At 65.9% G+C, this 23,101-nt stretch carries 23 protein-coding genes and 2 tRNA genes; 10 read left to right on the forward strand and 15 right to left on the reverse strand.

Annotated elements, in window-relative coordinates:
* Positions 1–2 precede the first annotated feature (2 nt).
* The 4 genes from ASF31_RS11405 to ASF31_RS11420 all read right to left on the reverse strand — a co-directional run bounded on the left by ASF31_RS11405 (position 3) and on the right by ASF31_RS11420 (position 3,545).
* A complete protein-coding gene (locus tag ASF31_RS11405; RefSeq protein ID WP_055754766.1) occupies positions 3–1,580 on the reverse strand; it encodes an EAL domain-containing protein in 1,578 nt (525 codons plus the stop codon).
* Between the two features lie 104 nt (positions 1,581–1,684).
* Positions 1,685–2,122 (reverse strand): hypothetical protein, encoded by a 438-nt coding sequence (locus ASF31_RS11410; protein ID WP_055754767.1) that lies wholly within the window; start codon positions 2,120–2,122, stop codon positions 1,685–1,687.
* The gene (locus ASF31_RS11415) at positions 2,119–2,421 is read right to left on the reverse strand and encodes a rod-binding protein (RefSeq protein ID WP_055754768.1); all 303 of its coding nucleotides are present in this window, start codon (positions 2,419–2,421) and stop codon (positions 2,119–2,121) included. Before ASF31_RS11415 ends, ASF31_RS11410 begins: the two co-directional genes overlap by 4 nt.
* 2 nt (positions 2,422–2,423) lie before the next feature.
* Entirely contained in the window at positions 2,424–3,545 is a 1,122-nt protein-coding gene (locus tag ASF31_RS11420; RefSeq protein WP_017504614.1) for a flagellar basal body P-ring protein FlgI, read from the reverse strand.
* Between the two features lie 183 nt (positions 3,546–3,728).
* Between ASF31_RS11420 and ASF31_RS11425 the strand changes: the two genes are divergently transcribed.
* The 3 genes from ASF31_RS11425 to gltX all read left to right on the forward strand — a co-directional run bounded on the left by ASF31_RS11425 (position 3,729) and on the right by gltX (position 6,179).
* The gene (locus ASF31_RS11425) at positions 3,729–4,154 is read left to right on the forward strand and encodes a flagellar assembly protein FliX (protein ID WP_055754769.1); all 426 of its coding nucleotides are present in this window, start codon (positions 3,729–3,731) and stop codon (positions 4,152–4,154) included.
* A 179-nt stretch (positions 4,155–4,333) separates the two neighbouring features.
* Complete coding sequence (gene dksA / locus ASF31_RS11430; protein ID WP_017504616.1) at positions 4,334–4,768, forward strand: RNA polymerase-binding protein DksA; 435 nt, start codon at positions 4,334–4,336, stop codon at positions 4,766–4,768.
* A 76-nt stretch (positions 4,769–4,844) separates the two neighbouring features.
* Entirely contained in the window at positions 4,845–6,179 is a 1,335-nt protein-coding gene (gene gltX, locus ASF31_RS11435; protein ID WP_055754770.1) for a glutamate--tRNA ligase, read from the forward strand.
* Positions 6,180–6,194: 15 nt separating this feature from the next.
* On the opposite strand, the gene ASF31_RS11440 is transcribed toward gltX, so the two are convergent.
* Both ASF31_RS11440 and ASF31_RS11445 read right to left on the reverse strand, forming a co-directional pair.
* Positions 6,195–6,488, reverse strand: coding sequence for a hypothetical protein (locus tag ASF31_RS11440; RefSeq protein ID WP_017504618.1), 294 nt, complete (start codon positions 6,486–6,488; stop codon positions 6,195–6,197).
* A 105-nt stretch (positions 6,489–6,593) separates the two neighbouring features.
* Positions 6,594–7,199 (reverse strand): TIGR00730 family Rossman fold protein, encoded by a 606-nt coding sequence (locus ASF31_RS11445; RefSeq protein ID WP_039246470.1) that lies wholly within the window; start codon positions 7,197–7,199, stop codon positions 6,594–6,596.
* A 111-nt stretch (positions 7,200–7,310) separates the two neighbouring features.
* Between ASF31_RS11445 and ASF31_RS11450 the strand changes: the two genes are divergently transcribed.
* On the forward strand, positions 7,311–8,033 hold the full coding sequence (locus tag ASF31_RS11450) for a hypothetical protein (RefSeq protein ID WP_200918629.1): 723 nt from the start codon (positions 7,311–7,313) through the stop codon (positions 8,031–8,033).
* 116 nt (positions 8,034–8,149) lie between these two features.
* On the opposite strand, the gene mnhG is transcribed toward ASF31_RS11450, so the two are convergent.
* The 7 genes from mnhG to ASF31_RS11485 all read right to left on the reverse strand — a co-directional run bounded on the left by mnhG (position 8,150) and on the right by ASF31_RS11485 (position 14,396).
* Positions 8,150–8,491, reverse strand: coding sequence for a monovalent cation/H(+) antiporter subunit G (mnhG, locus tag ASF31_RS11455; protein WP_055754772.1), 342 nt, complete (start codon positions 8,489–8,491; stop codon positions 8,150–8,152).
* Positions 8,488–8,769, reverse strand: coding sequence for a K+/H+ antiporter subunit F (locus ASF31_RS11460; RefSeq protein ID WP_045810222.1), 282 nt, complete (start codon positions 8,767–8,769; stop codon positions 8,488–8,490). The genes mnhG and ASF31_RS11460 overlap by 4 nt, the downstream gene beginning before the upstream one ends.
* Positions 8,766–9,254, reverse strand: coding sequence for a Na+/H+ antiporter subunit E (locus ASF31_RS11465; protein WP_055754773.1), 489 nt, complete (start codon positions 9,252–9,254; stop codon positions 8,766–8,768). Before ASF31_RS11465 ends, ASF31_RS11460 begins: the two co-directional genes overlap by 4 nt.
* Positions 9,251–10,846 carry a monovalent cation/H+ antiporter subunit D gene (locus tag ASF31_RS11470; protein WP_055754774.1) on the reverse strand — a complete coding sequence of 532 codons (1,596 nt, stop codon included), beginning with the start codon at positions 10,844–10,846 and terminating at the stop codon, positions 9,251–9,253. The genes ASF31_RS11465 and ASF31_RS11470 overlap by 4 nt, the downstream gene beginning before the upstream one ends.
* On the reverse strand, positions 10,843–11,184 hold the full coding sequence (locus ASF31_RS11475) for a Na+/H+ antiporter subunit C (RefSeq protein ID WP_055754915.1): 342 nt from the start codon (positions 11,182–11,184) through the stop codon (positions 10,843–10,845). Before ASF31_RS11475 ends, ASF31_RS11470 begins: the two co-directional genes overlap by 4 nt.
* A complete protein-coding gene (locus tag ASF31_RS11480) occupies positions 11,184–14,102 on the reverse strand; it encodes a monovalent cation/H+ antiporter subunit A (protein ID WP_055754775.1) in 2,919 nt (972 codons plus the stop codon). The genes ASF31_RS11475 and ASF31_RS11480 overlap by 1 nt, the downstream gene beginning before the upstream one ends.
* Positions 14,103–14,321: 219 nt before the next feature.
* Positions 14,322–14,396, reverse strand: a tRNA-Asn gene (locus ASF31_RS11485).
* Positions 14,397–14,440: 44 nt separating this feature from the next.
* Between ASF31_RS11485 and ASF31_RS11490 the strand changes: the two genes are divergently transcribed.
* Positions 14,441–15,274, forward strand: coding sequence for an RNA methyltransferase (locus tag ASF31_RS11490; RefSeq protein ID WP_082465128.1), 834 nt, complete (start codon positions 14,441–14,443; stop codon positions 15,272–15,274).
* Between the two features lie 48 nt (positions 15,275–15,322).
* Here the strand turns inward: ASF31_RS11490 and ASF31_RS11495 are convergent.
* Positions 15,323–15,396, reverse strand: a tRNA-Cys gene (locus ASF31_RS11495).
* A gap of 134 nt (positions 15,397–15,530) precedes the next feature.
* On the opposite strand from ASF31_RS11495, the gene ASF31_RS11500 reads away from it, so the two are divergent.
* The 5 genes from ASF31_RS11500 (at position 15,531) to ASF31_RS11520 (ending at position 22,192) form a co-directional block, all read left to right on the forward strand.
* Positions 15,531–16,160, forward strand: coding sequence for a protein-L-isoaspartate O-methyltransferase (locus tag ASF31_RS11500; protein WP_055754776.1), 630 nt, complete (start codon positions 15,531–15,533; stop codon positions 16,158–16,160).
* A gap of 139 nt (positions 16,161–16,299) precedes the next feature.
* Positions 16,300–17,835, forward strand: coding sequence for a TolC family outer membrane protein (locus ASF31_RS11505; RefSeq protein WP_055754777.1), 1,536 nt, complete (start codon positions 16,300–16,302; stop codon positions 17,833–17,835).
* A 130-nt stretch (positions 17,836–17,965) separates the two neighbouring features.
* Complete coding sequence (locus ASF31_RS11510; RefSeq protein WP_055754778.1) at positions 17,966–18,571, forward strand: DUF2497 domain-containing protein; 606 nt, start codon at positions 17,966–17,968, stop codon at positions 18,569–18,571.
* 81 nt (positions 18,572–18,652) lie between these two features.
* On the forward strand, positions 18,653–21,439 hold the full coding sequence (locus ASF31_RS11515; protein WP_055754779.1) for a valine--tRNA ligase: 2,787 nt from the start codon (positions 18,653–18,655) through the stop codon (positions 21,437–21,439).
* A gap of 21 nt (positions 21,440–21,460) precedes the next feature.
* A complete protein-coding gene (locus tag ASF31_RS11520) occupies positions 21,461–22,192 on the forward strand; it encodes a TlyA family RNA methyltransferase (RefSeq protein WP_055754780.1) in 732 nt (243 codons plus the stop codon).
* Between the two features lie 163 nt (positions 22,193–22,355).
* Here ASF31_RS11520 and ASF31_RS11525 read toward each other — a convergent pair whose 3' ends face one another.
* Entirely contained in the window at positions 22,356–23,018 is a 663-nt protein-coding gene (locus tag ASF31_RS11525) for a glycine zipper 2TM domain-containing protein (protein ID WP_055754781.1), read from the reverse strand.
* Positions 23,019–23,101 lie beyond the last annotated feature (83 nt).

Below are 23,101 nucleotides of genomic sequence, written 5' to 3' on the forward strand. Positions count from 1 at the left end.
GGTCAGCCCCAGGCCTCGACGGCACCTTTGCGACGGACCATCGACGGGCTGGACAGTTGGGTGCGCGGCTCGGCTTCGGCGCGGCCGAACAGCCAGCCTTGGCCGTATTCGACTCCTGCCGCCTTTAGCTCGGCGGCGACGCCATCGGTCTCGATCATCTCGGCGATGGTTTCCAGCCTCATCGAACGGCACATTTCGACGATGCTGTGCAGCATGGCCTTGGAGCGTTGGTCGGTCTGGATATCGCGAACGATGGCCCCGTCGATTTTGACCGAGTCCACGGACAGTTTGCGCAGATAGTCGAAGGCGGCGGCCCCTGCGCCGAAATCGTCGATGCAGACCTTTATGCCGGCCTCGCGCAGTGCGGCCAGGCGACGGTCGGCGGCTTCGATGTCTGCAACGGCGGAGGTTTCCGTCACCTCGACCATCAGGCGCCGGCGTTCCTCGGGCGCGCCGGCGGTCATGCGCAGCAACTGCTCGACGTAGGTGTCGTCGCCCAGCGAGGCGCCCGAAACATTGATCGCCATCTTCAGCAGGCCGGCGCCGGACTGGCGCATCCGCTTCAGCACCTTTTCCGCCACGGCGAGATCGAACGACTCGATCATGTCCAGCTCTTCGGCCATGCGAATGGCTTCGGCCGGACCGTTGTTGCCGCTGAACCGGGTCAGGGCCTCGAAGTGATGGACCGCTCGAGAATCCAGATGGACGATGGGCTGATAGTGGACCTGGAACTCGCGTGATTTGACCAGGCTGCGGAAGGTTTCGGCGTCGCGGAAGGTGCGCTTCAGCGAGTCCGCGAAGGCGATCTGTGGATTCGCGAGGCCGTCGCCCTTCAGGCAGCCTTCAATGGCGAACCGCATGGCGCGCAGCACGCACAGGGAATCCGATCCGGGCGGCACGGGCGAGCTGAACGCCTCGGCGCCCAGCGACAGGCCTTCGGCCCGACCGGCCTCGACGATTTCTGCGGCGATGTCGCGACGGTCGTTGGCGTGTCGGAGAAGGGCATAGCGGACGCCGGTGACCTGCGACGCGCTCGATCCCTCGACGGCGGCGGACTGAAGCGTGGCCTCGATGCGGCGGTTCAGACGGTCGGCGGCTTCGCCGGTGACATTCTCCAACCCGGTAATGTCGAGGAACGACAGGGCCAGGTCGGGGTTGGACTCCAGCACGCGCCCGGCGTCGGCCAGGAAATCCTCCGGTTCCAGAAGCGGGCGGGTTTCCAGATCCTCCAGCGCGAAGGCCGGGCCTTCATAGGAGATGGCGCAGGAGACGGCCGGCGCCATCTGCGGCAGGACGAAGGCGCGGAACGATGCACGACGCACACGGTCAGGCCCGGCCACCACCAGGATCGATGTCGCGGGAATACGCACGCCGGCCTTCATGCCTTGCAGGGCGGTCAGGGTGGAGGCGCCATCGTGCAGCAGATCGAGCAGGGGACGGCCCGTCCAGGTCGCGCCTGCGTCCTCGCCGGCCACGGCGCCCGCGCCGATCGCAAAGGCGACCACGCCCTTCGGATCCACCTCCACCAGGGTGTCGGCGGAAGCGAATGCCAGGCCTAGGAGGCGAGTGGTCAGCGTCATGAGGCCATGCTGGCACACAGTCGCTTAAAAAATAGGCAATGACCCTTAGGACGCGAACCGTGATCTGCGAACGGCGAAGGGCCGTCCCAGTCAGGCCATGCGGTTCAGGCCATTCGATTCAGGGCGACAGCGCGTCCGTCGCCTAGCGAGGCGCGGCCGTCGGCGGCATAGGCGGAGGCGGGTGTGCGAGCAGCGGTGACCTCCGCCGCGATGGCCCGGACTAGGCCCTCGGAAATTTGACGCGCGGCGTCGACGGCGCGGCTGTGACGAGTCAGGACGGCGTCGAACTCACGCGTGGCGTCGACCAGTGTCCTGCGATCTTCGAGCGGAGCGCCGCTCAGCAGCGCCGGATTGGCCTTCACATGGGCGGAATCGCGACGGTAGAGATTGGCCATCTCCTGGGTTTCCGACAGACCGGCCGCCACATCCTGAGGACGGCCATCGGCGAAGGCGGCTGTTTCGGCCTTCAGTCGCTCGGTCAGGCGCAAGGTCAGGGTCGTCAGCTGACGAACGCGCGCCTGGGCCAGTTCGGTGTCGCTCATTGCCGGCCCTCCTGCATCTTCAGCATTTCGGCCATGACGGTGTTGCTCAGGCCGATGCCACCCGCCTTCACCGTGGACTTGGCCATTTCGTCCAGCATGAAGCTGCGCCATGTCGCCTCGCCCTGGCCGCCGCCGAACAGGCCGTCGGTCGACAGGCCTTCGAACATCGGCTTCAGCATCTGCGAGATGAAGGTGGCCTCGAAGGCCTTGGCGGTTTCCGCGATCTTGTCGCGATTCACGGCCGTGGGCGCGGCCGCGGTGGGGCGCAGCAGATCGGCGGAGACGGTCGGGTCGGTCATGCTCACATCACCTCGATGTCGGCCTGCAGGGCGCCGGCGGCCTTGATGGCCTGCAGGATGCTGATCATGTCGCGCGGGCTGACGCCCAGGGCATTCAGGCCGTTGACCAGGGTGGACAGGTTGGCGCCGCCGCCGACCAGCCGCATCTGGGTGCCCAGATCCTCTTCGACGTTCACCTGGGTCGAGGGGACGACGGCGGTCTGGCCCCGGCTGAAGGGCGCCGGCTGACTGACCTGCGGCTGTTCGTCCACCGATATGGTCAGGTTGCCTTGGGCGATGGCGACGCGAGAGATGCGCACGGCGTCCCCCATGACGATGACGCCGTTGACCTCGTCGATGATGACCTTGGCGGGCGTATCGACGCTGACGGCCAGGTTCTCGATCCGGCTGATGAAGCCCGCCATGCCAAGTTCGCCGGGCGCGCGCAGGGACACGACCGTGCCGTTCTCGGCCAGGGCCGACCCTGGATAGGCGGCGTTGACGACGGCGGCTACGCGCTGGGCGGTGGTGAAGTCGGGGTTGCGCAGATTCAGGCGCACCTCGTTCATATTGGCCATCTGGAAGCCGGTCTCGCGCTCGACCAGCGCGCCAGAGGCGATGCGACCGGCGGTCGGCACGCCGCGCGTCACCGACGACCCCGACCCGCCCGACGCCGAGACGGCCCCGGTCTGGACCGAGCCCTGCGCCACCGCATAGACCTGACCGTCCGCGCCTTGCAGGCTGGTGACGACCAGCGAACCGCCCAGCAAGCTCTTGGCGTCGCACATGGAGGCTACCGACACGTCGATGCGCGAGCCGGGCGTGGCGAAGGCCGGCAGGTCGGCCGTGACCATGACGGCGGCCATATTCTTGGTGTTGGCGTTGGCGCCGCGGATATTGACGCCCAGCCGCTCGGTCATGCCTTCCAGCGACTGGCGGGTGAAGGGGCAGTTACGTAGGGAGTCGCCCGTCCCGTTCAGACCCATGACCATGCCGTAGCCGACCAACTGGTTGCCGCGCACGCCCTCGACGGCGGCGATATCCTTGATACGCGACTGCGACTGGGCCAACGCCGAGGTCGCGCCGCCGGCGACGACGAGCGTCGCGGCGACGGAGGCGATCAGGCGGGCAAGCAGATTTTGCATCGGTCAGGCGTCCACGCAACGTTACGCCGTCATCAGTGCGAGGATCGTGCCGGAGAATTAACGACGTGAATTCAATGTCGGTCAGCCTTTGACGGTCAGAGAAGCGGCAGGATTTGCCGGGGCGTTAACCAAACAGTCATCGCCGCCGGTCATCCATGGTTTCATGACGCGGAGCACCTGCACATGAAGGTTGTCGGCCCCAACGGCGTCAGCACGCCTGCCAGCACACGTCCGACGCGATCCGCCAGCGGCTTTTCGCTGGGGCAGGCCGCAGCGCCGTCCGCGCCCGCTGCAACGACCGCCAGCGCAGCAACAGGTGGGGTCTCCGACGTCTCGGCCCTGATGGCCCTTCAAGGGGTCGAGGGGCCGCTGGAGAAGCGACGCCGTGCGATCCGGCGCGGCAGCGGTCTTCTGGATCGCCTTGACGAAATCAAGCTGGCTCTGCTGAACGGCGACGCCGACGAGGGGGCCTTGGATCGACTGGCGCGGAGCCTGCGCGAGGAGCGCGCCGCCGACGACGACAAGGACTTGGGCGCCCTGCTGGATCAGATCGACCTGCGCGCCTCAGTCGAACTGGCGAAGGCGGAAATGCGCCGCAACCGCCCCTGATACGAAATAATCGTCTGACATCAGGCGGCTAAGCTTTGGCAGTGAGTGACTTTTGCCACTGTCAGGCGGTTAGTCGCCCTATTTTCATCACGGAATCGAGAACCGCGTTGCCGCGACTCGACGGGCTGATTATACGGCCATCTACGCCACAGGGGGGCGTGTTAGAGAGCGTGAGATCGATGAGCGCCTTGGCGTCCGTTGTGTCCGACGAAACCGGCCCGTATCGGCCGTCTGACAGCGAGCCGTTCATGAACGAACGGCAGCAAGCCTATTTCAAGAAGAAGCTGCTGGCTTGGAAGGATGAGATCCTTCGCGAGTCCAAGGGCACGGTCGTCAATCTGAAGGCCGAAACCGAAAACCACCCCGATCTGGTGGACCGGGCGTCTTCGGAATCCGATCGCGCGCTGGAGTTGCGCACCCGCGACCGCCAACGCAAGTTGATCTCCAAGATCGACGACGCGCTGCGCCGGATCGAGGACGGCTCCTACGGCTACTGCGAGGACACGGGCGAACCCATCAGCCTGGGTCGTCTGGAAGCCCGTCCGACGGCGACCCTGTCGGTCGAAGCCCAGGAACGCCACGAACGCCGCGAACGCGTTCACCGCGACGACTGAGGTTTAAGCCGTCCGCGCCTTGACTTCGCCGGGTTGCGGGGCGACCTAGCCGCCTCGCTTTCGAGGTCGTCTATCCATGTCCGTCAAGGTTCGTTTCGCCCCGTCGCCCACGGGTAAGCTGCACGTCGGCAATGTCCGTACCGCTTTGGTGAATTGGATGTTCGCCAAGGGGCAGGGTGGATCGTTCGTTCTGCGCATCGACGACACCGACTTGGCGCGCTCCACGCCCGAGTTCGAACAGGGGATCGAAGACGACCTGACCTGGCTGGGGATGCCGTGGGACGAGCGTTACAACCAGTCCAAGCGGTTCGATCGCTACGAAGAAGCGGCCGCCAGGCTGAAGGCGTCGGGGCGGCTTTATCCCGCCTATGAGACCGCTGACGAGCTGGACCGTCGGCGCAAGGTGCAACTGTCGCGCGGCCTGCCGCCGATCTATGACCGCGCGGCGCTGGAACTGACCGAAGAGCAGAAGGCCGCTTACGAAGCCGAAGGGCGCCGCCCCCATTGGCGCTTCAAACTGGACGGCAAGCGCGTCGCCTGGGAAGACCTGGCGCGCGGTCATGCGGAGGTGGACACCGCCTCGATGTCGGACCCGGTGCTGATCCGCGAGGACGGTCTGTTCCTCTACACCCTGCCGTCGGTGGTCGATGACATAGACATGGCCATCACGCACATCATCCGGGGCGAGGATCACGTCACCAACACCGGCGCGCAGATCGAAATCTTCGAAGCGCTGGGCGCGACGGTTCCGGGGTTCGCCCACATGCCGTTGCTGGTCGGCGCCGACGGCGCCGCCTTGTCCAAGCGTCTCGGATCGCTGTCGATCAGCGACATGCGCGACCAAGGCTATGAGCCGATCGCGATCACCAGCCACCTCGGCCGGATCGGGACGTCTGATCCGCTGGAAGTCGGCGCCTCGGTCGAGGCTCTGGGTCAGAGCTTCGCCTTCTCCAAGATGGGCCGTTCGCCGGCGCGTTACGATACGGCCGATCTGGACCGGCTGAACGCCCAGGCGCTGCACGTCATGGACTATGGGACGGCGCAGCCGCGTCTTCAGGCTCTCGGCGCCGATCTGGGTGAAACCTTCTGGAATACGGTTCGGGGCAATCTGACGAAGTTCGCCGACGTCGCGGACATGGCGCAGATCGTCCGTGGTCCGATCCAACCGGTGATCGAAGATGCGACCTTCATTGAAACAGCGCTGCGTCTGCTGCCGGAAGTGATCGACGAGAACGCCTGGTCCGCGTGGACCTCGGCCGTCAAGGCCGAGACGGGCGCGAAGGGTAAGGCGCTGTTCATGCCGCTGCGTCTGGCGCTGACGGGACAGCAGCACGGGCCGGACATGGCGGCCATGGCGCCGCTGATCGGTCGCGAAACCATCCAGCGGCGTCTGAGAGGCGAGGCGGCCTAAGCCGCCTCACGCATTCTAGGCGTTGCAGACAGCCAGTTCGTCGGCGCTCAGGGCGACGCCCTTGTACGAGAAGGCGGTCACGGGACCGAACTTCTGAACCACGCGACGGCAGGCGCGCGTTGCGGGCTGTTCCGTGCCGCCTGCAGCGGTGCAGGTCGCGCCTTCGCAGGACCAACGAGCGCCGTCGATGATGGTGGCGCGTGCGGGCGCCTTGGCGGCGTCGGCCAGCGTCAGGCTGGTGGCGGCGGGGGCTTGGGCGACCGCAGGGGCGGCGGCGAACAGGGCGGCGGCGATCAGCAGAGCGCGCATCGAAAACTCTCCGAAATGAAGAACGGCGTCATGCCGCTGCGCTCCCATGTCAGTTTTTGATAAAAACTGTCAAGGCGCGCGCAGCGGATTATGAGCGATGATCACTTATCGATGATCATGTTTCAGTTGCGGCGCATCGCCGCCGGCCTGAACCTGCGCCATCGCCTCTTCGACAGTTTCGGCGACGGTCCAGGCGTCCAAAAACGACGGGGGCGTCATTCCTTCTGCGACGCTGTGCTTCATCAGGTCGAAGAACCCGTTCCAGAACCCGTTCAGGTTCAGGAACACGACCGGCTTGTGGTGCAGGTCCAGACGCTTCCAGGACAGCAGCTCCACAACCTCTTCGAGGGTGCCGATGCCGCCGGGCGCGACCACGAAGGCGTCGGACTGGTCGTACATAAGCTGCTTACGCTCGTGCATCGAAGTGACGACGACCGTTTCGACCTCGTCGAACAGGCGTTCGCGGCTGCGCAGAAAGGCCGGCATGATGCCGACGACCCGGCCGCCCGCCTCATGCGCGCCACGCGCGGAGGCTCCCATCAGACCCACGCCGCCGCCGCCATAGACCAGCCGCCAGCCGGCCTCGGCCGCCGCCTTGCCGAAGGCGTAGGCCGCCTCGGTATAGGAGGGATCGGCGGTCTCGGAGGCGCCGCAGAACAGGCAGACGGAAGAGCCGTCGAACGGCAGGAACGAAACGGGGGGCAGGGACATGGAGCCTCGAAGAAAACGAATAGGCGGCCTGGCCATGGCCAAACCGACAGCGCTCAAGCTAACACAGGCTCAAGCCGCTGGGTCGCCAGTCCTATATCGTAGAGGCGCAGGATGAAACGTCGGATGATGGTCGCGTGTGTCGCGGCCCTAGCTGCCGCAGCCTGTTCCGATCAGCAGGGCGGCGTGGCGGGGCCGACGGGGGCCGACGAGGCCTCGCCCTGGGTTCGCCCGCCCCAGATTGATGGCGTGATGCGCGACGGCGGCGTCCTGGTGCTGCGCGGCGGGGCGGGGCCCAATGCGCGCGTCGTGCTGCGTGCGCAGGATACTGCGGCCGTGGCGACGACGGCGGACGGCGCGGGGCGGTTCGAACTGCGACTGCCGCCTTTGAGCGGCGATGTGCGCTTCACGCCTGAGGTGCAGGTGGGCGAGGACGCCGCCGTCTCGCCGGAGACCCTGGTGGTGATCCAGGGCGGGGCCGGTCCCGTCGCCCTGATTGCAGCAGGCCAGCCGACGGTTCGGCTCAATGGCAGCGAGGGGCTGGATGCGGTGGATTCGGACGGTGCGACTCTGATGGCTTCAGGCCGGACGAATGGAGCGGCTCCCTCGGTCAATATCAACGGCGCAGATATGGCGCCGACGGCGATCGGGCGCGGCCGCTGGCGGGCGGTTATCGGACAGTCGGGCACCGCGACGATCACCGTGAATGGAAAGCGCTTCGACTATCCGGGAGCGGGCGCGGCTGGGAGCTTCGTCGTCGAGCGGGTGGGGGCGGGTTGGCGGATCACTTGGCCTGTCGAGCCATCTGGGCGTCAGACGACCTGGCTGCCGGACTGAAGGCGCTTAACGATCTGGAAACCATTTCGGTTAAGGAATGGGCCGTCCTCAGGGACACCATCACCGAACCTGCTTGCAGCCCGGCGCCCCCGCCGGGCTTCTTTTTTGCCGGTCGATCAGCCCTTCCTCGGCGTGTCTTTGACCCTGTCGGTGCGATCACGGAACAGGGCGGCGCGGGCGAGCAGGATCAGGGTGACCGGCGTCGTGACCGTCAGGAACAGGCCGATCAGGATTTCGCGCGGCATGAAACGCCGCTCGACGGTCGTGAACCAGACGATCGACGCCAGCAGGACCAGCGCCATGCCCAGCGTGGCGCCAAGCGTCGGGGCATGGACGCGCTCATAGAAGGTCTTCAGCCGAACCAGCCCAACCGCGCCCAGTAGCGAAAGGGCCGAGCCGATGACGGCCAGGGCGACGACTATGATGGCGGCGCATGCGGGAACGTCAGCTTGGGTCATTCAATCACCTCGCCGCGCATCAGGAACTTGGCCAGGGCCACGGTGGCGGCGAAGCCCAACATGCCGATCACCAGGGCGGCCTCGAAATAAAGCTGGCTGTTGGTGCGGATGCCGAACACCACCACCAGCAGCATGCCGTTGAGATAAAGGGTGTCCATGCCCAGGACGCGATCCTGGGCGCGCGGACCGTGAATGATCCGCCATGCCGCCAATCCCATGGCGCAGATCAGCATCAGCTGGGCCAGACCCAGACCCCAGGTCAGCACCGCCGCCGTCATTCGAAAATCTCCATCAGCCGGCGCTCGTAGCGATCCTTGATCAGCCGCACCCAGGTCTCTTCATCCACGAGATCCAGCACGTGCAGCAGCAGACGGCCGGTGGCGGACTCATACTCGACCCACAGGGTGCCGGGCGTCGAGGTGATGATGATGGCCAGGACCGCCAGGCCATATCGGTCGCGCAGATCCAGCGGGATATGGATGAAGCCGGATGTGCGCTCATGCCGTCGCCGCCCCAGAATGATGTGCGACACCGCCCAGTTGGAGCGCACGATGTCGCCGATGACGTCGATGGCGAGGCGAATTATAGCTATCGGCGCCTTCACCCGCACGCGATCCACGCCCAGCGCCAACATGATGATCGGCGCCAGAAGGGCCAGCAGCACTGCGAGCGCCAGAGACGGCGGCGCGACCGAGGCGCTGAGCAGGATCGAGGCGAGGAACAGGCCTAGTGACAGGATGGGGTAGGGGAGGATGCGTCTCATCGCCCGCCCCCGCCCAGCACCGCGTGGATGTAGCCTTGCGGGTCAGCCAGCCAGGCCGCCGTGTGGTCGGTGTAGATTAGGGCGGAGCCAGCGAAGATTGCCAGGAACACGCAGGCGCCAAGCAGGGCTGCGACCGCCGTCAGCTCGGCCGCACCCACCACGAAAGCCGGCGCATCCTCGTCGCGCGTCCAGATAGCGCCGACGCCCAGGCGCGTCAGGCCGATCAAGGCGCCGAGGCTGGACACGGAAAGTACGGCTACCAGCGTCCAGGCCGCCGCATCGCCAACGCCGACCAAGGCGCTGATCATAGAAAGTTTCCCGACGAAGCCGGCCAAAGGCGGCAGGCCGGCAACCATCAGGGTGCAGATCAGAAAGGCCCCGCCCAGGGCCGCGACGGCCGCCGGAATGACCAGGCCCGGCTCGTTGCGCTCTTCGTCGTCGAACGGATCACGATATTCGTCATCGAAAACAGCGCGCGCCTCTCCGACATCGGATTCTCGCCCTCGCTGGAGGATCTCGGCCAGCAGAAACAGGGCTGCGCAGGCCAGAGTTGAGCCAATCAGGTAAAAGAGCGCGCCGCTGAGGGTCGCTGCATCGCCGACGCCCAAGCTGGCTAGGACGGTGCCGGAGGAAATCATCACACCGAACCCGGCGGCGCGCGATAGATCGCGAGAGGCGATCAGGCCGAACGTGCCGAACGCTATGGTCGCCAGTCCGCCGACAAACAGCCAGGTCAGGCCAAATCCGGCGGAGGCGCCCGCGTCGGCGCCGAACAGCAGCAGACTGAGGCGGATGACCACATAGACCCCGACCTTGGACAGGATGGCGAAGACCGCCGCCGCCGGCGCGCTGGCTGCCGAATAGGTCGGGGTCAGCCAGAAGCCCAAGGGCCACATGGCGCACTTGATCAGAAAGGCCGTACCCAGCACCGCCGCTCCGATATGAGACAGTCCCAGGTCATCCGCTGAGATGGTCGCAACCCGCGTTGCAACATCCGCCATGTTCAGCGTGCCGGTCACCCCGTAGATCAGGCTGACGCCGATCAGGAACAGCAAGGACGCGGTCAGATTGACGGCGATATAGATCACGCCTGCCCGCACACGCGCCTCGCCCGACCCATGCAGGGCCAGTCCGTACGAGGCGGCCAGCATGATCTCGAAAAAGACGAACAGGTTGAACAGGTCGCCGGTCAGCAGGGCGCCGTTCACGCCCACGATCAGAAGCAGGAACAGGGCGTGGAAGCGCGGCCCCGCCCGGTCCCATCGCGCCAGGGCGAAGATCAGGGCGCATCCGCCCAGAACGCTGGTCAGCGCCACCATCATCGTCGACAGCCGGTCGGCCACCAGGACGATACCGTAGGGCGCAGCCCATGATCCCAGGCGATAGACCCGCGCAGTATCGCCGCCGCCCACCGCGCCGTTTGCGCTCTCGTGCAGCAGAACCAGGGCCATGACCAGAATGGCGGCCATAGCGCTCAAGCTGAGCGCCGCCTTCAGCGTTCGGCGACGCTCGTCCAGCAGCAGCATGGCGGAGGCGATGATCATCGGCAGGACGATGGGGCCGATGATCAGATGGGCGTTCCAGTCGATCATGCGTCCGGCTCCTTGCCATCGACATGGTCGCTGCCGGTGATGCCGCGCGCCGCCAGAATGACGACCAGGAACAGCGCGGTCAGGGCGAAGCTGATGACGATCGCGGTCAGGACCAGAGCCTGCGGCGTGGGGTCGGTGTAGCGCGCGGGGTCGGAGACCTCGCCCGCCAGCACGGGCGGCACGCCCGACCTCAGCCGTCCCATGGCGAAGATGAAGATGTTGACCGCATAGGACAGCAGCGACAGCCCCATGATCACCTGGAAGGTGCGCGGGCGCAGCAGCAGCCAGACACCGGAGGCCGACAGCACGCCGATGGCGAGGGCGAGAACCAGCTCCATCATGACGGCTCTCCTTCTTCGGCGTTTCTTTGCTTGGGTCTGCGCAGCGACTGGTGCGCCAAGGCGACGAGGGTCAGGACCGTGGCGCCCACGACCAAAACGACCACACCCAAGTCGAACAGCACGGCGCTGGCCAAGGGCACGCGGCCCAGGATCGGCAGATCGGCATACTGGAACCAGGACGTCAGGAAGGGATAGCCAAACAGCCACGATCCGATCCCGCTGAGGGCGGCGATCACCAGGCCGGCGCCGATCCAGAAGATGGGCCGGATCGCCAGCCGCTCTTCGACCCACCGGGCGCCCGAGGCCATATATTGCAGGATGAAGGCGATCGACAGGGCCACGCCCGCTGCGAAACCGCCGCCCGGCAGATCATGCCCGCGCAGGAACAGGTGAACCGCGAGCAGGATGATGAAGGGGAATATCCAGCGCATCACCACGCGGGGGATCAGCATGGTCTCCTTCAGCGTGTCGCCCTCCGATCGCGTCTCATGATCGCGGTCTGAGGCATCCTGCACGCTCTGCTGGCTGGGATTGGACAGGGTGTCGTCGGCGGGACGGAAGCGGCGCAGCAGGGCGAAGATCGTCAGGCCGACAATGCCCAGAACCGTAATCTCGCCGAAGGTGTCGAAGGCGCGGAAGTCGACCAGGATGACGTTGACGATGTTGCGCCCGCCCGCGTCCTTGTAGGCGTGCTCGACGAAGAAGCGCGAAATCCCCTCGATCGATGGACGCGTCATGACGGCGTAGGATATGGCCGCCAGGGACGCGCCGACGGCGGCGGCGATGATCAGGTCGATGCGGCGACGGCGGCGAGACCGCTTCTCCATGGCCTGTGGCAGGCGAATGGTCTCGAGCCGCTTCGGCAGCCAACGCAGACCCAGCAGCAGCAGAACGGTGGTCACGACCTCGACCAGCAACTGGGTCACGGCCAGATCCGGCGCCGACAGCCAGACGAAGGACAGGCAGCTGGCCAGACCTGCGCCGCCCATCAGAACCACGGCGGCCAGTCGGTGATATTTCGCCTGCCATGCCGCCGCGATTGCACAACTGGCGCCGACCAGCCACAGACCGGCGAAGGCCCAGTTGGACAGGGTCAATGTCGGCATGATCGGGCGGATCACCAATCCGGCGCCGATCGCCGCCAGCCCGCCTGCCAGCAGGGCGACCAAGACGATGGCCCTCAGCTGTGGCTGTTGTTGTGTCGCCCCGAACAGGCGAACCATCGCCTCAGACCCCTTGAACAGGCCGGTCATGGTTCGCTCGAACAACCAGCCGCCGTTCAGACGCTTCCAGCCCCACGGTCCGCCGCGCGGGTTGGCGTTGATGCGTTTGCCGAAGACGACATAGAGACCCACGCCGCCCGCGAGCGCGATGAGGCTCAGCACCAGCGGCACGTTGAATCCGTGCCACAGGGCCAGGCTGTAATAGGGCAGGTCAAAGCCCAGCACCGAAACGGCGGCGCTCTTCAGAAACGGCCCCACCGTTACAGCCGGGAAAATGCCGACGACCAGGCACAGGGCGACCAGCACCTCCACGGGGCGGCGCATCCAGGCGGGCGGCTCGTGCGGGATGCGATCCAGCTCTGTCGGCGGCGGGCCGAAGAATGTCGCGTGGATGAACCGCAATGAATACAGAACGCTGAAGGCGCTGGCCAAGGTGGCGAGGGCGGGCAGCAGCATGTTCAGGCCGTGCGTATGGGCGCTGGCCACCGCCTCGGCCAGGAACATTTCCTTGGACAGGAAGCCGTTCAACAGGGGCACGCCCGCCATCGCGGCTGCGGCCACCATGGCCAGGGTCGCCGTGAAGGGCATGAAACGGAACAGACCGCTCAGCTTGCGCATATCCCGCGTGCCGGCCTCGTGATCGATGATGCCGGCGGCCATGAAGAGCGACGCCTTGAAGGTGGCGTGGTTCACCGTGTGGAAGATGGCCGCGATACAGGCCAACGGACTGCCCAATCCCAGCAGCAGCACGATCAGGCCCAGATGGCTGATCGTCGAATAGGCCAGCAGGCCTTTGAGATCATGCTGGAAGATGGCGCACCATGCGCCGAGCAGCAGCGTCGCCAGACCCATGCCGCCGACGATCAGATACCAGCTCTCGGACCCCGCCAGGACGGGCCAGAAGCGGATCAGCAGGAAGATACCCGCCTTCACCATGGTCGCGGAGTGCAGATAGGCGCTGACCGGCGTCGGCGCGGCCATGGCGCGGGGCAGCCAGAAGTGGAACGGGAACTGCGCGCTCTTGGTCATCGCGCCGAGCAGCAGAAGGATCAGCGCGGGCAGGTACAGCGGGCTGGTCTGGATCGCCTCTCGCGACGCCAGGACGACATCGAGGTCGTAGCTGCCGACGATCCGCCCGATCAGGATCATGCCGACCAGCAGGGCGATCCCGCCCGTGGCCGTGACCGTCAGGGCCATGCGCGAGCCTTCGCGCGCCGCCGGGTTCTGGTGCCAATAGCCGATCAGCAGGAAGGAAAAGAGGCTGGTCAGCTCCCAGAAGACCACGAGCTGGATCAGATTGCCCGACAGCACCACGCCCTGCATCGCCCCCATGAAGGCCAGCAGGAATGAGAAGAAGCGCGGGACCGGATCCTTCGGCGACATGTAGTAGCGGGCATACAGCACGACCAAGGCGCCGATCCCCAGGATCAGGGCGCTGAACAGCCACGACAGTCCATCCAGTCGCAGCACCAGATTGACGCCCAGCGACGGCAGCCACGGGATTTCGTAGCGCAGCGTCTCCCCGTCCTGGAACATCGGCCATAGCGCAGCCAGACACCCCAGGCTGACCAAGGCCACGACCCAGGATAGGATGGCGGCCGAGGTGCGTGCATGACGCGGCAAGCCGGACGCGACGATGGCACCCAGGAATGGCAGGACCAGGATGACGACAAGTAGGAAGCTGATGGACATCGAGGCGGGGCGTCTCTCCTGGATCGTGAGGGATAGCTTTGCCAACGCTCAAGGTTGGCCAAGGTTCGCTTTGATCTACGGACAGGGGCGGGGTGCGTCAAAGCGACACCACAGCGAGGGACAACCTGCGCCCAATAGCTCGGACGTCGTTCGAAAAGATCAGATCATCTGGAAAGTATTCGACCTAACGCCTTGTCTGGCCTCAGTCTTTACCCCGAGTGGCTCCGCAGGTAGGATTCGAACCTACGACCAGCCGATTAACAGTCGGCTGCTCTACCACTGAGCTACTGCGGAACATCTGCTCGGGAGGCGGGCGTATAGCAGCGGCCGTTCCGATCTTGCAATGGGAAAACGAGCCAATCGAAACGATATTTATCGACGATCCCAACGACCCGCGTGTTGCGGCCTATCGTGATATCCGCGAGCGCGATCTGACGGGGCGTCAGGGGCTCTTCATCGCGGAAGGGGAGGTGGTGGTGCGTGGACTGGCGTCGATGGCGTCGCGCTGTCAGCCCTTGTCGCTGCTGCTGGCGGAAAAGCGCGTTGCGGCCTTGGGCGATGTCATCACGTCTCTGCCGTCCGCGACGCCCGTCTATGTTGCGAGCCAAGCCGTGCTGGACCGGATCGCGGGATTCGAACTGCATCGGGGCATTCTGGCCTTGGGCCAAAAGCCCGAGCCGCTGTCACTGGACAAAGTGCTGGCGGATATCGGGCCGCAGGACGTGTTCCTCGTGGCTAGCGGGATCGGCAACCACGACAATGTGGGCGGCTTGTTCAGGAACGCCGCCGCGTTCGGCGCTAAGGCGGTGCTGCTTGATCCGACCTGCTGCGACCCCTTTTACCGCAAGGCGATTCGCGTTTCGGTCGGCGCGGTGCTGCGCACGCCGTTCGTCGTGGCCGGCGCGACAGACATTATCGAGGCCCTGCAGCGGGCCGGCGTCGAGGTCTTGGCGCTGACGCCTTCGGCGACCGAGCGGCTTTCGGACTACAGGCGCGCCGGACCGGTCGCTCTGATGCTGGGGTCGGAAGGGCCGGGGCTGCCCAAGGATTTGATCGACCGTTGCCGGCCGATCGGCATCGCCATGGCGGGCGGGTTCGATTCGCTGAATGTCGCGGCGACCAGTGCGGTTGCGCTTCATCACCTGACGACGACGGCGCTCACTGGAAGCTGAAAACGCGAAGGCCGCCCCTCGGGGCGGCCTTCGTCCGTATCGTCGCGATGGAGGCCTGACCGGGAATCGAACCCGGGTGCAAGGATTTGCAGTCCTCTGCGTCACCACTCCGCCATCAGGCCGCTTTTTGTCCCCGATTTCTCGGGAGCGGTCATCGCGAGGGGCGTTCGCTATCAGATCGGATTGTCCGCTGCAACGCACGGACCTATAAGCGCGCGAGTTTTCCTCCCGGATTATCGTTGAAGGCTGCCTACAGATGGATTTCACCGCAGAGCGCAAGGCCATGGTCGACTCGCAGGTGCGGGTGAACGACGTGACGGATCGCGCGATTCACCTGGTCATGATGGCCGTGCCGCGTGAAAAGTTCTGCGCGCCTGATCGCGCCTTCGCCGCCTATTCCGAAGAATCGGTGGTGATCGTTGGCGAGCGCCGCCTGATGCCGGCGCGCGACGTCGCCAAGCTGCTGCAAGCGGCCGATGCACGCGAAGGCGAGAAGGCCCTGGCGATCGCCGCGCCCTATGCCGCCGCCCTGCTGGCCCGTATGGGTGTCAGTGTTACGGCTCAGGAGTCGGACGACGCCGTTTTCGCCGTGGTCGGCGAGGCCCTGTCCGAAGCGGGCGTGACCACGGTCGTCGCGCCCTTGGCTCAGCCGACCGGCGAAGGATGGGATCTGATCATTTCCGAAGGCGGCGTCGAGAGCCTGCCCGAATCGTGGGGCGCGGCCCTGCGTCCCGGCGGCCGGATCGTCGTGGTCGAACGTCGCGGCGCCATCGGCAAGGCGGCCCTGTATGTTCAGACGCGCGAAGGCCTGTCGCGCCGAGAACTGTTCGATTCGTCGCCTGCGGTCCTTGCCGAGCTGACGCCGGCCCCCACTTTCGCGCTGTAAGACCAAGAGACGCGCGGTTGCGACGGAAATCCCGCTCGCAACCGTGAAGAAAACTTAACTGGCGTGTGGTTCGGTCAGGCCGCAGTTACGCTTGAGATAACATTCGGGCGTTCTTCGGAGCGTCACGCAAGGACGGACAATGTTGAAACGCTCGCGTGTGCTGGCTTCGGCCGCTGTGGTCGCCGTGATGACCGGTCTGGGCGCGCCGGCCTGGGCCGAAACGCTTCAGGACGCGATCGCCCTGGCCTATCGGACCAATCCCAACCTGCTGGCCCAGCGCGCCAATCAGCGTGCGCTGGACGAGACGGTGGTCCAGGCGCGGTCGGGCCTGCGCCCTACCATCGGCGCCTCGGCCGGTGTGGACTACACCCGCAGCGACTTCCCCGCCGTGACCCAGTTCGTCGATACGAACGGCGACGGCATACCCGATACCCAGGTCACGACCTCGTCGTCTGAAACCGAAGGCGCCAATGTCGGCGTCAGCGTCAGCCAGAACGTCTGGACCGCCGGTCGCACCTCGCGCGCCATTGATCAGGCGCGCGCCAGCGTCCTGGCCGGTCGTGAGAACCTGCGTGAGATCGAACAGTCGGTCATGCTGTCGGTGATCCAGGCCTATGTGAACGTCACCCGCGACATGGAAATTCTGCGTATCCGCCAGGAGAACCTGACGGTGCTGCAACGTCAGCTGGAAGAAACCAGCGCGCGTTTTGAGGTCGGCGAGATCACCCGCACCGACGTGGCTCAAGCCGAAGCCTCGCAAGCGCAGTCCGAAGCCGACCTGGCGAACGCCCAGGCCCAGTTGTCCACGTCGCGCGCCGCCTATGCCGCCGTCGTCGGCCAGTCGCCGGCCGATCTGGAAGCTGCGCCGGTTCTGCCGGAGGTTCCCGGCGACTTCGACGTCGCCATCGAGACGGCCTTGCAGCGCAACCCTGCTGTCCTTGCTGCGACCTATCAACTGCAAAGCGCCGAGGCCGCCGTCGCCGCCGCCCGTTCGGAATATCTGCCGTCGGTGCGCGCTACCGCCTCCTATGGCGGATCGACCAATGATCTGGGCGACCTGGGCGAACTGGCCGATCGCCGCAGCTTCACCGCCGGCGCCACCCTGTCCGTGCCGCTCTTCACCGGCGGTCTGAATCGCTCGCGTGTCGCCCAGGCTTTGGAGCGCGCCAACGCGGCCCAGATCGGCATCGAGGGCGAGCGCCGCACCGTGCTTCAGAACGTCAGCTCGGCCTACGCCCAAGTGCTGTCGACCCGCGCCACGGTCGCCGCCGGCACAGAAGCGGTTCGCGCCGCATCGGTCGCGGCCGAAGGCGTGCGCCAGGAAGCCCAGGTCGGCCTGCGCACCACGCTGGACGTGCTGAATCAGGAACTGGCGCTGCGGAACGCCCAAACTTCAGTCGCCAGCGCCCGCGCCGCGGAATATGTCGCCCGCGCCTCGCTGCTGGCCGCCATGGGCCAGTTGGAAGGCCCGGCGCTGAACCCGACGATCGAGGCCTATGATCCGGCTGCGAACTACGACCAGGTCAAGGGACGCGGCGGCCTGCCGTGGGACGGCGTGATCGAGACGCTGGACCGCGTGGCCTCGCCGCCGATCGTGATCACGCCGGACACCGCCGACGCGCCGATCGACGCTCAGCTCAAGGGCGAGGTCGTGCGCACGGCGCCGCGGAACTGACCGCGTCGAATACGGACGGAAACCGCCCGTTGATTCCGACGGGCGAAGATGCGACGACAAGGCACAGGTTTCGAGCGATCCATCGTTCGGCGCCCACCCCTTCTACCCAGGCCTCGCCCAAGGTTGCGCCATGACCGATCAGTCCGCCCAGGAACCGACCATGGAAGAGATTCTGGCGTCGATTCGCCGGATCATCTCCGAAGACGAGGCCCCGGCCGAAACGCCGGCCGCCGCGATGCCGGAAGCCACGCCTGAGCCGGTTCCCGAGCCGATCGCGGCCGAAACCATCTTCGCCGCCCCGGTCGAGCCGACGCCTGAACCCGCCGCCGTCGAAGACGACGTGCTGGAATTGACCGACCGCTATGAGGTGCCGGCCGAGACCATCGGCGATCTGGACGTGGTCGAGCATTCGCCCGCGCCCTATCAGCCCGAACCGGAACCCGCGCCGGCTTACGAATCGGCTCCCGAGCCGGCCCCGGCCTATGACACCCTGGTCGGTGACAGCGCCGCCGCCAGCGCGGCCTCGGCCTTTGCGGGCCTGGCCGCCAGCTTCAAGAAGCCTGAGCCGGCTCCGTCGGCCTCGGGCGACCTGCCCTTCGTCAGCGGCAACACGGTCGAGGCCATGGTCGCCGAGATGCTGCGCCCGCTTTTGAAGGACTGGCTGGACAACAACCTGCCCGGCATTGTCCAGGCGGCGGTACAAAAGGAAGTCGAACGCATCGCGCGCAGCGCCTAGCCCTTCGCTTCAGCCCAGACTAATCCGAGGGGCGGCTCCTGAAGGGGCCGCCCTTTCGCATTTTGCAAAAGACCTATTCCGATGCTTGAGAAGACCTTCGAACCCCAGGCCGCCGAGCCCCGCCTTTACGCCCAGTGGGAAGAGAGCGGCTTGTTCGCGCCCCGCACCGACGGCGCCGCCGAGGCCTATTCGATCGTCATTCCGCCGCCCAACGTGACCGGCAGCCTGCATATCGGCCATGCGCTGAACAATACGCTGCAGGACATCCTGGCCCGCTATCACCGGATGAAGGGCAAGGCGGTGCTGTGGCTGCCGGGCACGGACCACGCCGGCATCGCCACCCAGATGGTGGTCGAGCGTCAACTGGCCGCCGCCGGCAATGTGGGGCGTCGCGACATGGGCCGCGACGCCTTCATCGAAAAAATCTGGGAGTGGAAGGCCGAAAGCGGCGGGACCATCGTGCGTCAGCTGCGCCGCCTCGGCGCATCGTGCGACTGGTCGCGCGAGCGGTTCACCCTGGACGAGGGGCTAAACGCCGCCGTCCGCAAGGTCTTCGTGCAACTGCATAAGGAAGGCCTGATCTATCGCGACAAGCGGCTGGTGAACTGGGACCCGCACTTTCAGACCGCCATCTCTGACCTGGAGGTCGAGCAGCGCGAGGTGGACGGCGCCTACTGGCATTTCGCTTATCCGCTGGCGGACGAGGAAACATACGAACACCCGGTGACCTTCGACGACGAAGGCAATGCGACGGAGTGGGAGACGCGAAGCTTCATCGTCGTCGCCACGACGCGGCCTGAGACGATGCTGGGCGATACCGGCGTGGCCGTGCATCCGAATGACGAGCGTTACGCAGCCATCGTCGGCAAATCGGTTATCCTCCCGATCACCGGGCGCCGTATCCCGATTGTCGCCGACGAATACGCCGACCCGACCAAGGGCTCGGGCGCGGTGAAGATCACGCCGGCGCACGACTTCAACGACTTCCAAGTCGGAAAGCGGGCGGGCCTGCCGGCCATTAACGTAATGGACGCATTCGGTCGGATCCTGAACTTTGACGCAGCCTACAAGGGCGTCGACGCCGAGGGGCGGACAACAGAAGACTTCGAGATTTTGCGTTTGGTCGAGAGCTTCCCGGATTTCGCGGGCCTCGACCGCTTCGCCGCGCGCAAGGCCATCGTCGCCCGCGCCGAGGAAGAGGGCTGGCTGCGCGAGATCGAGAAGACCAAACACGTCGTGCCGCACGGCGACCGCTCTGGCGTGGTGATCGAGCCGTGGCTGACGGACCAGTGGTACGTCGACGCCAAGGTCCTGGCCCAGCCCGCGCTGAAGGCGGTGGAGCAGGGCGATACTGTGTTCGAGCCCAAGTCCTACGAGAAGATCTATTTCGAATGGCTGCGCAACATCGAGCCTTGGTGCATCTCGCGCCAGCTGTGGTGGGGGCACCGCATTCCGGCCTGGTATGGCCCGAACGGCGAAATCTATGTCGCCGAAACGGCAGAGGACGCCCGCGAGCAGGCGATGGCGGACTATGATTCCGAGGTCGCCCTGACCCAGGACGAGGACGTTCTGGATACCTGGTTCTCCTCGGCCCTGTGGCCCTTCTCGACCATGGGTTGGCCCGAGAAGACCGAGGATCTGGAGCGGTTCTATCCGACCAGCGACCTGGTCACGGCGGCGGACATCATCTTCTTCTGGGTCGCCCGGATGATGATGATGGGGCAGCACTTCATGGGCGAAGTCCCCTTCAAGCGGGTCATCATCAACGGTCTGGTCCGCGACGAGAAGGGCCAGAAGATGAGCAAGTCCAAGGGGAACGTCATCGACCCCCTGGGCATCATCGACGAGCTGGGCGCCGATCCCTTGCGCTTCACCATGGCGATCCTGTCGGGTACGCGGGACATCAAACTGTCGAAGCAGCGGATCGAGGGTTATCGCAACTTCGGCACCAAGCTGTGGAACGCCGCGCGCTTCAGCCAGATGAACGAGGCGCGCCGCGTCGAGGGCTTCGACCCAGCGACCGTCGAGCAGACGATCAACCGCTGGATCCGCGGCGAACTGACCAAGGCCGAGCGCGCCGTGTCCGAGGCCATCGAGGGCGGGCGGTTCGACGATGCGGCGGGCGGCCTTTATCGCTTCGTCTGGAATGTGTTCTGCGACTGGTATCTGGAACTGGCCAAGCCTGTCTTCCAAGGATCGGACGAGGCCGCAAAGACCGAGACGCGGGCGATGACCGCCTGGACGCTGGATCAGACGCTCAAGCTGCTCCATCCGGTCATGCCCTTCATCACCGAGGAACTGTGGGCCGAACTGGGCAAGGAGGGCCCGGCGCGCGACGGCTTGTTGATGGGCGCCGAGTGGCCGGTTCTGCCGGACGCCTTCATCGACGCCTCGGCCGAGGCCGAGATCGGCTGGCTGGTCGATCTGGTCGGTGAGATTCGCGGTCTGCGCGCCGAAATGAACGTGCCGCCGTCGGCCAAGCCGCCGCTGGCCTTTGTCGCGCCCGACGCCGTGACGGCTGAGCTGATCGCCCGCCATCGCGATCTGATTCTGACCCTGGGCCGGGTGTCCGAGGTCGGTTCGGCTGACGCGGCGCCGACGGGGGCCGTGACCTTCGTGTCCGGTGGCTCGACGATCGCCTTGTCCTTGGCGGGCATCATCGATCTGACCGCCGAACGGGCCCGTCTGGAGAAGGAAATCGCCGCCTTAGACAGCGACATCGGCCATGTGAACAAAAAGCTGGGCAATCCTAACTTCGTGTCTCGCGCCGCGCCGGAAGTCGTCGACGAACAGCGCGCCAAGTTGGCCGAGGCCGAGGCGGGCAAGATCAAGCTACAGGCGGCGCTGGCGCGTCTGGCGTCGCTTTGACGCCCCGATGAAAGCACGGCCGTGAAGACGCGGATTGATCAGCTTCTGGTTGCGCGCGGCCTGTTCGACAGCCGCTCGCAAGCCCGCGCCGCGATCGAGGTGGGGCTGGTTTTGGCCGACGGCGTGATCGTGCGGAAGGCGTCCGAACAGTTCGCGGACGACATCGCGCTGGAGGCGCAACCCGCCCACCCTTGGGTCGGGCGTGGCGCGCTCAAGCTGGACCACGCCCTGACCCTGTGGCCCGTCATCGTCGAGGGCAGGGTGGCGCTGGATGTCGGGGCATCGACCGGCGGCTTTACCGAGGTTTTGCTAACCCGCGGCGCGGCCGGGGTGTTCGCCGTGGACGTCGGCTTCGGCCAGATGCACGCACGGGTGTCGTCCGATCCCCGCGTCGTCAATCTGGAGCGCATCGATGCGCGCGACCTGACGCCCGATCTGATCCCGCAGCCGCCATCGTTGGTCGTCTGCGACGCCAGTTTCATCAGCCTGATCAAAGTGCTTCCGGTCGCACTCGATCTGGCGACGCCTGGCGCGGATTTGGTCACCCTGGTCAAGCCGCAGTTCGAGGCCGATGGCCCGGGCGGCGGCAAGAAGGGCGTGATCAAGGATGCAGCGGCGCATGCTGCCGCCGTGGAGCGCGTACGCGACTGGCTGGAAGCGCTGGGTTGGACGGTTCAGGCGGTAACCGAAAGCCCGATCACCGGCGGCGACGGCAACGTCGAGTTCCTGCTGTGGGCCAAGAAGCCGAGCTAGGGCCGTAACCCCTAAACGGGCTCAAGTGGCCGAACGGCCGACAGCCCCAACAACGGGCTCAAGTAGGCCAAAGGCCGATAGACCCCACAAACAAAGAGAAACCGCCGGAGGATTACTCCTCCGGCGGCTCCGTCACGTCGTCGATCGACAGGGGGGCTGAAAATTAATCGACGACGCGATAGCGGCCGTACTGGTCGGGGCAGGTGCGGACGTAGCGGGTGTCCGTGCGACCATCGGGCAGACGGATCTGGCTTTCAGCCAGGCGGCATCCGTCCGAATTCTGATAGGCGTCGACCGGGCGCGAGCGGTCGTCGTAGTAGCCGCCACGGCTGTAGGCATAGTCGTCGCGACGGTCGTAGTCGTCGTAGCGATAGCCTTGGTCGCCGGTGTAACGATCGTCGTAATAGCCGTAGCTCGGTTGGCTGTAGCCCTGGGCGTAGTAGCCGTTCGAGTCATAGCTGCTCTGATAGCTGCGGCAGGCGTCCGAGCTGGAGCGACCCACCTGAGACCCGACGACAGCGCCGAGCACGCCGCCCAGGATGCTGCCTTCCGTGCGTCGGCCGCGTGCGGCCAATTGCGAGCCGATGACGGCGCCCGCGCCGCCTCCGATCACCGCGCCGGCACCGGTGCGGCCTTGGCGCTCACGCGCGCAAGGATCGTAATAGCGGCCGCTGTTGTAATCGTACGAGCGGCTGTAGGCGCCCGTGCCGTAGTTCTGGCTATAGCCGCTGCCGTAATAGTTCTGGGCCGACGCCGTGAGCGGGGCGGCCGTGACGCCGAACGCCAGGGCGGCGACGGCGGCGATCGATGTTTTCGTGAGACGCATTTTCCAACCCTCTGAGGACCGAACGGTTTTCCGTCAAACGTTAACGGCAAAGCCTCGTGTCTCGTTGCACTAGGATTTACGAC

Source organism: Brevundimonas sp. Leaf280 (genome assembly GCF_001422455.1).
GTDB lineage: Bacteria > Pseudomonadota > Alphaproteobacteria > Caulobacterales > Caulobacteraceae > Brevundimonas.